The organism is Nocardiopsis protaetiae (assembly GCF_045446735.1).
Lineage (GTDB): Bacteria > Actinomycetota > Actinomycetes > Streptosporangiales > Streptosporangiaceae > Nocardiopsis > Nocardiopsis protaetiae.
Genome location: NZ_JBJJBV010000280.1, coordinates 1 through 8,624, shown reverse-complemented (window position 1 = coordinate 8,624; position 8,624 = coordinate 1). Strand labels below are relative to the sequence as shown.

At 70.5% G+C, this 8,624-nt stretch carries 6 protein-coding genes; all 6 read right to left on the bottom strand.

The genetic code is table 11. The features are described 5' to 3' along the window. Nucleotides 1–64: 64 nt before the first annotated feature. The 6 genes from ACJOT3_RS29080 to gnd all read right to left on the bottom strand — a co-directional run bounded on the left by ACJOT3_RS29080 (nt 65) and on the right by gnd (nt 8,557). Nucleotides 65–610, bottom strand: coding sequence for a DUF3566 domain-containing protein (locus tag ACJOT3_RS29080; protein ID WP_406976322.1), 546 nt, complete (start codon nt 608–610; stop codon nt 65–67). A gap of 106 nt (nt 611–716) precedes the next feature. Next, nucleotides 717–3,311 carry a DNA gyrase subunit A gene (gene gyrA, locus ACJOT3_RS29075; RefSeq protein WP_406976321.1) on the bottom strand — a complete coding sequence of 865 codons (2,595 nt, stop codon included), beginning with the start codon at nt 3,309–3,311 and terminating at the stop codon, nt 717–719. Between the two features lie 71 nt (nt 3,312–3,382). Further along, on the bottom strand, nt 3,383–5,320 hold the full coding sequence (gene gyrB, locus ACJOT3_RS29070; protein ID WP_406976320.1) for a DNA topoisomerase (ATP-hydrolyzing) subunit B: 1,938 nt from the start codon (nt 5,318–5,320) through the stop codon (nt 3,383–3,385). 478 nt (nt 5,321–5,798) lie between these two features. Beyond that, entirely contained in the window at nt 5,799–6,287 is a 489-nt protein-coding gene (locus tag ACJOT3_RS29065) for a DciA family protein (protein WP_406976323.1), read from the bottom strand. Between the two features lie 79 nt (nt 6,288–6,366). Further along, nucleotides 6,367–7,500 (bottom strand): DNA replication/repair protein RecF, encoded by a 1,134-nt coding sequence (recF, locus tag ACJOT3_RS29060; protein ID WP_406976319.1) that lies wholly within the window; start codon nt 7,498–7,500, stop codon nt 6,367–6,369. A gap of 124 nt (nt 7,501–7,624) precedes the next feature. Continuing rightward, nucleotides 7,625–8,557 (bottom strand): phosphogluconate dehydrogenase (NAD(+)-dependent, decarboxylating), encoded by a 933-nt coding sequence (gene gnd / locus ACJOT3_RS29055; RefSeq protein WP_406976318.1) that lies wholly within the window; start codon nt 8,555–8,557, stop codon nt 7,625–7,627. Nucleotides 8,558–8,624 lie beyond the last annotated feature (67 nt).

The following is an 8,624-nucleotide window of genomic DNA, read 5'->3' as shown; positions in this document are numbered from 1 at the left end:
CCCCGGACGCGGCGAGGGGCCGCCCGGTGGGCGGCCCCTCGCCGCGGACGTTCCCGCCCGGCCCCTACTCGGCCTCGGTGAGGGTGATGTCCAGGCCGCCCACCAGGTCGGCGACCAGGTTGTAGACCATGGCGCCCACGGTGGACAGGGCGGTGATGAGCACGATGTTCAGCGCCCCGACCACACCCGTGTAGCCGAGCACCCGGCCGGGGGAGAACCACGCGGCGGGGTTGAGGCCCAGCTCGTCCTCGCCGCCGCCGTCGCCCTCCAGCAGGGCGTTGATCATGTTCGTCAGCTCGTCGAACACGCCCAGCATCGACAGGGTCGCGTAGATCACGGCGATCGCGACGAACAGGATGATGAAGCACACCAGCGACACGACGAAGCTGAACTTCATCACCGACCACGGTTCCACCCGGGACACGGTCAGGTGCGCCTTGCGGCTGCTCAGGGTCGCCTTGCCCGCGGCCGCCTCCTGGGGCTCGGCACCGCCCGGGGTCTGCGTCATGGTGGCCGCCTCTCCGCCGCCCGTCGGGGCCGTGTCGGTCGTCTCCACGTCCCCTGCGGGAGCGGCGTCGTTCGTGGTGGTGTTCCGCTGGTTGTCAGACATAGAAACGTTACCGCTGGACTTTCCTTGAGAGCGGGTGGTTGAAGCGACCGGGACCCGTGGGGGTGGTCCGTACCCCCACGGGTCCTATCGGGACTTAACGCGCAGTCTAGGCCTCGGGTTCGCCTTCGGCCGCGACCGTTCCATCGACCGTGTCGCCCACGGCGCCTTCGAGCTCCTCCTCGGCGTCACCGGCCTCGGCGTTGCGGGCGATGGCGACGATCTTGTTGCCCTTGTCGAGGTTCATCAGCCGGACGCCCATGGTGGTGCGGCCCGACTGCTTGACCTCTTCGGCGCCGGTGCGGATGACCCCGCCGGCGGAGGTGATCGCGAAGACCTCGTCGATCTCCGGGTCGACCATGAGCGCGCCCACCAGCTTGCCGCGGGCCTCGACGACCTTGGCCGTCAGCACGCCCTTGCCGCCGCGGTTCTGCACCGGGTACTGGTCGGAGGGGGTGCGCTTGGCGTAGCCGTTCTCGGTGGCGACCAGGACGTCGGTGGACCCGTCGCCGGGCCGGATGACGTCCATGCTCAGCAGGTAGTCGCCCTCCAGGAACCGCATGCCGATCACACCGCTGGTCGCCCGGCCCATGGGGCGCAGCGACTCGTCGGAGGCGGGGAAGCGGATCGCCTGGGCGTCGCTGGAGATCAGCAGCAGGTCGTCGTCGCCGAACACCAGGCGGGCGGCGATCAGCTCGTCGCCCTCGCGCAGGTTGATCGCGATGATGCCGGCCGCGCGCGCCGAGTCGAAGTCCTCCAGACGGGACTTCTTGACCAGGCCCTCACGGGTGGCCAGGACCATGTACGGCGCGGCCTCGTAGTCGCGCAGCGCCATGATCTGCGCGATCTCCTCGCCGGGCTGGAACGGCAGCAGGTTGGCGACGTGCTGGCCGCGCGCGTCGCGGGCGGCCTCGGGCAGCTCGTACGCCTTCGTCCGGTACACCCGGCCCTGGTTCGTGAAGCACAGGATCCAGTGGTGGGTGGTGGTGACGAAGAAGTGCTGGACGATGTCGTCCTGCTTGAGCTGGGCCCCGCGCACGCCCTTGCCGCCGCGCTTCTGCGCCCGGTAGTTGTCGATGCGCGTGCGCTTGGCGTACCCACCGCGGGTGATCGTGACGACCACGTCCTCCTCCGCGATGAAGTCCTCCATGCGCATGTCACCCTCGAACGGGATGATGTGCGTGCGCCGCTCGTCGCCGTACTTGTCGACGATCTCGGCGAGCTCCTCGCGGATGATGGTCCGCTGGCGGGTGTCCGACTCCAGGATGTCGTTGTAGTCGGCGATCTGCGCCATGAGCTCGTCGTACTCGGACGTGAGCTGGTTGCGCTCCAGGGCGGCCAGCTTGCGCAGCTGCATGTCGAGGATGGCGCGGGCCTGGACGTCGTCGATGTCCAGCAGGCCCATGAGGCCGGTGCGGGCGTCGTCGGCGGAGGCGCTGGAGCGGATGAGGGCGATGACCTCGTCGATCCGGTCCATGGCCTTGAGCAGCGCGCGCAGGATGTGGGCGCGCTCCTCGGCCTTGCGGAGCAGGTACCGGGTGCGCCGGACGATGACCTCGACCTGGTGCTTGACCCAGTGGCGGATCATCTGGTCCAGGCGCAGGGTGCGCGGCACCCCGTCGACCAGGGCCAGCATGTTGGCGCCGAAGGTCTCCTGGAGCTGGGTGTGCTTGTACAGGTTGTTGAGCACGACCTTGGCGACGGCGTCGCGCTTGAGCACGATGACCAGGCGCTGGCCGGTGCGGCCGCTGCTCTCGTCGCGCACGTCGGCGATGCCGTTGACCTTGCCGTCCTTGACCAGGTCGGCGATCTTCAGCGCGAGGTTGTCCGGGTTGACCTGGTAGGGCAGCTCGGTGACGACCAGGGTCTGGCGGCCCCGCTTGTCCTCCTCGACCTCGACCACGGCGCGCATGGTGATGGAGCCGCGCCCGGTCCGGTACGCCTCCTCGATGCCGCGCTTGCCGACGATGAGGCCGCGGGTCGGGAAGTCGGGGCCCTTGATGCGCGCGATGAGCGCGTCGAGCAGGTCGTCGTCGGAGGCCTCGGGGTTGTCGAGGAACCAGTCGACGCCCTCGGCGACCTCGCGCAGGTTGTGCGGCGGGATGTTGGTGGCCATGCCGACCGCGATGCCCGAGGAGCCGTTGACCAGCAGGTTCGGGAAGCGGGCGGGCAGCACGACGGGCTCGGAGGAGCGGCCGTCGTAGTTGGGCCGGAAGTCGACGGTCTCCTTGTCGATGTCCCGGAGCATCTCCATGGCCAGCGGGGCGAGCTTGCACTCGGTGTACCGCATGGCGGCGGCCGGGTCGTTGCCCGGGGAGCCGAAGTTGCCGTTGGGGTCGACCAGCGGCATGCGCATGGACCACCACTGGGCCAGCCGGACCAGGGTGTCGTAGATGGCGCTGTCGCCGTGCGGGTGGTAGTTGCCCATCACGTCGCCGACGACGCGGGCGCACTTGAAGAACCCGCGGTCGGGGCGGTAGCCGCCGTCGTACATCGCGTACAGCACGCGCTGGTGGACGGGCTTGAGCCCGTCGCGGACGTCGGGCAGGGCACGACCGACGATGACCGACATCGCGTAGTCGAGGTAGCTGCGCTGCATCTCGACCTGGATGTCGACCGGCTCGATGCGGTCGGTGACGCGTTCCAGCTCCTCCACGGAGGATTCCGCTCCCTCAGGGGCGTCCGGGTTGTTCGCATCCGTCACGGATGTCGATCCCTTCTACGAAGCTTCGTTGAGCTCGGTTCACTGCCCGGGGCACTCCCCGGGCCCGGTCCCTAGATGTCCAGGAAGCGGACGTCCTTGGCGTTGCGCTGGATGAAGGCGCGCCGGGACTCGACGTCCTCGCCCATGAGCACGCTGAACATCTCGTCGGCCTGGGCGGCGTCCTCCAGGCTGACCTGGAGGAGAACCCGCCGGTCGGGGTCCATGGTGGTGTCCCACAGCTCGTTGGCGTTCATCTCGCCCAGGCCCTTGAAGCGCTGGACCATGTCGCGCGGGCGCGGGTCCTTCCTGCCGGCCGCGATGCCCGCCTCGATGACCCGGTCGCGCTCGGCGTCGGAGAAGGCGTAGCTGGCGTCGGAGCCGCGCTGGTCCCACTTGATCTTGTACAGCGGCGGCTGCGCCAGGTAGACGTGGCCGAGCTCCACCAGCGGCTTCATGAAGCGGAACAGCAGGGTGAGCAGCAGGGTGCGGATGTGCTGGCCGTCGACGTCGGCGTCGGCCATCAGGATGATCTTGTGGTACCGCAGCTTCTCGGCGTCGAACTCCTCGTGGATGCCGGTGCCCAGGGCGGTGATGATCGCCTGGACCTCGTTGTTCTTGAGGATGCGGTCGATGCGGGACTTCTCGACGTTCAGGATCTTGCCGCGGATGGGCAGGATGGCCTGGTTGTTCGGGTTGCGGCCGCCCTTGGCGGATCCACCCGCGGAGTCGCCCTCCACGATGTAGACCTCGCACTCCTCCGGGTTGGTCGACTGGCAGTCGGACAGCTTGCCGGGGAGGGAGGTGGACTCCAGGAGGGTCTTGCGGCGGGTGAGGTCGCGGGCCTGGCGGGCGGCGATGCGGGCGCGGGCCGCCTGGCTGGCCTTGGACACGATGTCCTTGGCCTCGCCGGGGTTGCGCTCGAACCAGTCGCGCAGGTGCTCGTTGGTGACCTTCTGGACGAAGGACTTGGCCTCGGTGTTGCCGAGCTTGGTCTTGGTCTGGCCCTCGAACTGGGGCTCGGCGAGCTTGACCGAGATGATGGCGGTGAGGCCCTCGCGGATGTCGTCGCCGGTGAGGTTGTCGTCCTTCTCCCGCAGCAGCTTCTGGTCGCGGGCGTACCGGTTGACGATGGTGGTGAGCGCCGAGCGGAAGCCCTCCTCGTGGGTGCCGCCCTCGGTCGTGTTGATCACGTTCGCGAAGGTGTGCACCGACGAGGTGTAGGAGTGGTTCCACTGCATGGCGATCTCCGCCGACATCCCCTCGCCCTCTTCCTCGAAGGAGATGATCGACGCGTGCGCCGGCTCCTTCTTGGCGTTGATGTAGCTGACGAAGTCGGACAGGCCGTTCTCGTAGTGGAACGTCTGGACCGTGGGCCCGCCGTCGGTGTGGTCGGGCCGCTCGTCGCGGATGGTGATGGCGAGCCCCTTGTTGAGGAACGCCGTCTCCTGTAGGCGACGGGACAGGGTCTCGTACGAGTACGTGGTGGTCTCGAAGATCGAGCCGTCCGCCCAGAACGTGATCTGGGTGCCGGTCTCGTCGGTGGCCTCGCCCTTGACGAGTTCGCCCGTGGGGGCGGTCATCTCGTAGTGCTGGCGCCAGACGTGGCCCTCGCGGCGGATCTCGACGTCCAGGGCGGTGGACAGCGCGTTGACGACGGAGACGCCGACGCCGTGCAGACCGCCGGAGACCGCGTAGGACTTGCCGTCGAACTTGCCGCCCGCGTGCAGCGTGGTGAGGACGACCTCGACCGCCGGACGCTTCTCCACCGGGTGGAGGTCGACGGGGATGCCGCGGCCGTTGTCGGCCACCCGCACGCCGCCGTCGGCCAGCAGGGTCACCTCGATCGCGTCGGCGTGGCCCGCCATCGCCTCGTCGACGGAGTTGTCGACCACCTCGTAGACGAGGTGGTGCAGGCCGCGCTCCCCGGTGGAACCGATGTACATTCCGGGGCGCTTGCGGACTGCTTCAAGCCCCTCCAGAACCGTGATTGATCGAGCGTCGTAGGCCAAGTGGGTACACCCTCCTGCTGGGGACGCCTGTCGACCGCGGCCGAGCGGATGACGACGGGCCGACGGCATGGCGATCACAGGGGTCGGAATACCGCGACACCTGGGGGATCACCGCTCGCCGCACGGTCCGTCCGCCCACCCTCTCTTGGGGGCGTCTATACCGGCTACAGGCGTCTGAAGAACCACTTCCATGATACCCCGCGCGGTACGACAAAGTGGCATTGGCGGCCCTGTGCCGCATCACAGCGAACGTTCGGGGAGGGAGACGACTCCCTACACACGGGAGGGGCTTCTCGGAGTCCCGCGGGCGCTTCAGATGCCTTGGGGGGCTGATCGGTTCCGATTCTCCCCCGCCCGCCCCGTCACACCGGTGGACACGACCGGGCACCTACCCCGTGCGCCCCGGCGCAACCATCCTCACCTGCGGTTATCCACAGCCTGTGGACGGGCCGTGCCGTTGCGCGGACCGCCGGGGCACTCAACGCCGGCGGGTACCGGGGCCCTTGATCTTGATGGAGATGACGGTGCCGTCGCCGAGTTCCTCGTTGAGCCGGCGCATCAGATCCCGCACCATCGAACGCGCGTGCGCGGCCATCGTCGGCGAATCGGCCACGAGGACCAATTCGCCCTCCGAATAGCTCTCCGGGCGCAGCCTGCGGGCGTTGAACTCGCCGACGATCTCCGACCAGCGGCCGAAAACCCCGCCAATGGCGACCTGCTCCTGCCACCCGTGTTCGATCAGCCAGGTCTTGACCGCGTCCCCGAACATCTGCGGTTCGTTGCGTGACCGCATCCGGCCACGGCGGCGCGGGCCCATGCCGCGGGGGACGGCGCCGCGGTCGCGGGCCTCGGCCCGGGCGCGCGCCAGCGCCTGGCGGGCGAGGTCGGCGCCGGAGGCGGACGGGGCGGCGGGCGGGGTCGGGGGGGAAGCGGGTGGGGGGGTGTGGGAGTCGGCGCGGTTGTCCACAGGCTGTGGACGGCGGAACGCGGCGCCCGGGTCCGCCGGGGCCGGACCGCGGCGCGGATCCACAGGCTGTGGATACTGCTCAGCCACCGGTGACCTCCCCCTCGCGCACGCCGAACCGGGCACCGTCCAGCTCCGCCGGGATGTCCTCGGCGACCGCCGCCGTCACCAGCACCTGCTCGGCGTCGCGGACCCGCTCGGCCAGCCGGCGGCGGCGTTCGGAGTCCAGCTCCGCGAAGACGTCGTCGAGGATGAGCACCGGGTCGTCGCCGTCCGCCCGCAGCAGGTCGAACGCGGCCAGCTTCAGGGAGAGCGCGTACGACCACGACTCGCCCTGGCTGGCGTAGCCCTTGGCGGGCATCCCGCCCAGCTCCAGGAACAGGTCGTCGCGGTGCGGGCCCACCAGGCTCACCCCGCGCTGCACCTCGCGGTCGCGCTGCCCGGCCATCGCTTCGAGGAGGGTCTTGGCCAGGGCCGCGCGCTCGCGCGGCAGCTCACCGCCGTCCTCGGTCAGGGAACTGCGGTAGGTGGGCACCGCCGGGCCGCCGGAGTCGGTGAGCCCCGCGTAGGAGTCGCCGATCAGCGGGCGCAGCGCCTCCACCAGGTCCAGCCGGGCGGCCAGCAGCTCCGCCCCGGCCTCCGCCAGGTGGGCGTCCCAGACCTCCAGCGTGCTCAGGTCGGGGGCCGAACGCTGCCGGAACATCCTGCCCGACGCCGTCTTGAGCAGGGCGTTGCGCTGCTTGAGGACCCGGTCGTAGTCCGCGCGCACCCCCGCCATCCGCGGGGAGCGGGCCACCAGCAGGTCGTCCAGGAAACGGCGGCGCTCCCCGGGGTCGCCCTTGACCAGGGCCAGGTCCTCGGGGGCGAACAGCACCGTGCGCAGGATCCCCAGCACGTCGCGCGGGCGCCCCGCGGCGGCCCGGTTGATCCGGGCGCGGTTGGCCCGGCCCGGGTTGATCTCCAGGTCGACCAGCATGTCCCGCTCCTCGCGCACCACCCGGGCGCGCACGATGGCGCGGGCCGCACCCTGGCGGACCAGCGGGGTGTCGGAGGAGACGCGGTGGCTGCCGAGGGTCGCGACATAGCCGATGGCCTCGACCAGGTTGGTCTTGCCCTGGCCGTTGGAACCGACGAACACGCTCACGCCCGGGCCCAGTTCGACGAGGGCCTCCGCGTAGGAACGGAAATCGGCCAGTTGCAGATGGGAAACGTACATCCGGCCTTTCCTCCTGGTCAGGGGAGCGGACGGCGGGACGGGAAAGGGAGGGTGGGGCGGGGGAGGGGGATGCGCCGCGGGGCGCGTCCCGGACCCGCGCGGGTCCGGGACGGGGCGGCCGGGGTCAGCCCCGGCCGGGTGCGGTGCCGGCGGCGGGGTCCGCGGCGGGGTCGGCCGCGTCGGCGGCCCTGGTGACCGCGTGGCCGCCGAACTGGTTGCGCAGCGCCGCGACGACCTTCATCGCCGGGCTGTCGTCCTGGCGGGAGGCGAAGCGGGCGAAGAGCGAGGCGGTGATGGCCGGGGCCGGGACCGCCAGGTCCACGGCGGCCTGGACCGTCCAGCGGCCCTCGCCGGAGTCCTGGGCGTAGCCGCGCAGGCCCGCCAGGTCCGGGTCCTCCTCCAGCGCCCGGGCCAGCAGGTCGAGCAGCCAGGAGCGCACCACGGTGCCCTCGCGCCAGCTCTCGAAGGTGCCCGGGACGTCGTCCACGATGCCGGAGGCGGCCATGAGCTCGAAGCCCTCGCCGAAGGCCTGCATCATGCCGTACTCGATGCCGTTGTGGACCATCTTGACGAAGTGGCCCGCCCCGACCGCGCCGGCGTGCACGAAGCCGCCGCCCTCGTCGGGGGTGAGGGAGTCGAACACCGGCCGGGCCCGCTCGATGTCGGCGGCCTCGCCGCCGACCATGATCCCGTAGCCGTTCTGGCGGCCCCAGACGCCGCCGCTGACCCCGGCGTCGATGTAGCCGATGCCCTTCTCGGCGAGGCGGTCGGCGCGGGGGCGGTCGTCCACGTAGTGGGTGTTGCCGCCCTCGATGACGAGGTCGCCCTCCTCCAGGAGGTCGCCCAGCGCGGAGATGGTGGACTCGGTGGGCTCCCCGGCGGGGACCATCACCCAGACGACCCGGGGGGCGGCCAGCCGGGCCACCAGGGTCTTCAGGTCGTCGACGTCGCGGTCGGGGGAGGTGACGTCGAAGCCGACCACCTCGTGCCCCTTCTCACGGAGCCGGGCGGCCATGTTGCCGCCCATCTTTCCGAGGCCGACCATTCCGAGCTGCATGCTCTCGCTCCCCCTTGTACGCCGTCTGCGGGCTGGTTGTGTGACCGTGGATGGTGACCGCGGCGCG

Coding starts and splice junctions, on each gene's coding strand:
- ACJOT3_RS29080 (WP_406976322.1), bottom strand. CDS start 610: ATGTCTGACAACCAGCGGAACACCACCACGAACGACGCCGCTCCCGCA.
- recF (WP_406976319.1), bottom strand. CDS start 7,500: ATGTACGTTTCCCATCTGCAACTGGCCGATTTCCGTTCCTACGCGGAG.
- gnd (WP_406976318.1), bottom strand. CDS start 8,557: ATGCAGCTCGGAATGGTCGGCCTCGGAAAGATGGGCGGCAACATGGCC.